This is a genomic window from Streptomyces synnematoformans (assembly GCF_039531005.1).
Lineage (GTDB): Bacteria > Actinomycetota > Actinomycetes > Streptomycetales > Streptomycetaceae > Streptomyces > Streptomyces synnematoformans.
This window is the reverse complement of sequence record NZ_BAAAPF010000592.1, coordinates 1-1,996: the sequence shown is the minus strand read 5'-3', so window position 1 is coordinate 1,996 and position 1,996 is coordinate 1. Positions and strand designations below refer to the sequence as shown.

The window sequence follows — 1,996 nt, the reverse complement described above, 5'->3', positions numbered from 1 at the left end:
GTCAAGCCCTCAGTGAAGCTGCGGCCCGCGCCGCCCGGCGTGCGCGCCCGGTGGGGCGGCGGAGTTCGCCGGCGCACGGCCCGCGGTGCCCGCGGCGCAGCGTCGGCCCTACACCCGCCGCCGGGCGGTGAGCCGTTCCCGGCCGCACGCGTACGCCAGCGTGCCGATCAGGTCGTCCACGTCCGGCAGCCACGCGTAGGACACCGTCGGCCGCCGCACCCACTGCGCGGAACCGCTCAGCCCGAACCGCGTCGGCGGTGCCGCCGCCCAGTCGCCCTCGCCGCGCACCGCCAGGTCCAGGGACGCCGACGAGGCGTAGCCCAGGGCGTGCAGCCGGTCGATCACCTTCGCCGTGGCGCCCGGCAGTACGAAGAAGTACATCCGCCGGTCCGGCGTCGCCGCCACCGGCCCCGGCCGCCTGCCCTCCCGCTCCAGCCGGGCCAGCGCCAGGCAGCCGGCGCCCTCCGCGACGTCGACCACGTCGAACGCCCGCCCGGTGGGCAGCAGTACGGCGGCCCGCGGGTGCTTCGCCCACAGGCGGCGCAGGGTGGTGGCGCTGGCCGTTGCGGCTGCCTTCCAGTCGCGCCGCGCGGGGTGTGCGCCCGGCGCGTGGCACTCCGCGTCGCCGCAGGAGCACCGCGGTGCGCCGGTCTCGTCGGTCTCCAGCCAGGTGCCCGGCACGACCTCCCAGTGCCGCTCCTCCGCGTACCGCAGGGCTGCGGACAGCACTTCTTCGCTCTGCTCAGGCGGCGCCGGCTGCCGGGGCACGTACGTCGCCTCTGCTCCCACGGTCTCGTTCACGCACGGCTCAACTCCAGCCGTGAGCAGGGGTTACGGGCCGTCCGGAGCTTCGGCCGCAGCAACGTTACGGCAGCGGGGCGCACGGATGCGCGGGGAGGGGCGCGGCGTTTTCCGCTTATTTCGCGGGAAATGATCGTGCTGGCGGTTCCGGCAGGAACCGGCCGAGCACGGCCCCCTGAGGGAGGACTACCCATGGCCGCCAGGCCAATCGAGGCACGCACGCCGAACGTACGACTTCAGGTGGTGATCGAAGAGGCCGGCTGCTCCAACGCGGGGCTGGCCCGCCGCGTCAACATGTGCGGCCGCGAACACGGCCTCGACCTGCGCTACGACAAGACCTCCGTGGCCCGCTGGCTGCGCGGCCAGCGCCCCCGCGGCCAGGCGCCCGCGATGATCGCCGAGGCGCTGGGCCGGAAGCTCGGCCGCGCGGTCACCCTCGACGAGGTCGGCATGGCCGACTCCCGGCACTCCGGCACCGCGCTGGGTCTCGTCTACGCCCCGACCGTCACCGCCGCCGTGGAGCAGGTCTGCGAGCTGTGGCGCGCCGACGTGGGCCGGCGCGAGGTGCTGACCCGCGCCACCCCGGTGGCCTCCGCGCTCGTCGAGCCCAGCCGCGACTGGCTGATCAGCGCCCCGGGCCCGCCGCTGGCCCGCACCGCGGGCCGGCCCGTGACCCGTACCGACGTGGCCGCCGTACGGGACACCACCGCCACCCTGGCCGCCCTCGACCGGCGGCACGGCAGCGGGCACTACCGGCCGGTGACCGTGCACTACCTCAACTCCGTGGTCTCCGGCCTGCTCGCCGGCCGCTACGACGACGCGATCGGCCGCGAACTCCTCGCCGCCGCCGCCCGGATGACCGAGCTGGCCGGCGGCATGGCCGTCGACGCGTGCCTGCCGGGCGTCGCGCAGCGCTACTACGTCCAGGCGCTGCGCCTCGCCGACGCGGCCGGCGACCGCCCCTTCGGCGGCTACGTCCTGGCCGCCGGCATGAGCCGGCTGGCCGCCGCGCTCGGCAACCACCGCGAGGTCGTCCAGCTGGCCCGCACCGCCCGCGAGGGCACCCGCGACCGGGTGCCGCCGCGCGCGGAGGCGCTGTACAGCGCGGCGGAGGCGCGCGGTGCGGCGGGGCTCGGCGACGAGGCGGCGTTCCGGGAGTCGGCGGCGCGGGCGAGGGCGGCGCTGGAGCAGGCGG

General features: G+C 76.9%; 2 protein-coding genes. One reads left to right on the top strand and one right to left on the bottom strand.

The window, feature by feature from the left end; translation table 11 throughout:
• Positions 1-108: 108 nt before the first annotated feature.
• Positions 109-801 carry a bifunctional DNA primase/polymerase gene (locus tag ABD317_RS36330; protein WP_344296226.1) on the bottom strand — a complete coding sequence of 231 codons (693 nt, stop codon included), beginning with the start codon at positions 799-801 and terminating at the stop codon, positions 109-111.
• 192 nt (positions 802-993) lie between these two features.
• On the opposite strand from ABD317_RS36330, the gene ABD317_RS36325 reads away from it, so the two are divergent.
• On the top strand, positions 994-1,996 hold a 1,003-nt coding region (locus ABD317_RS36325), incomplete at its 3' end, for an NsdA family TPR-like regulatory protein (RefSeq protein WP_486389032.1).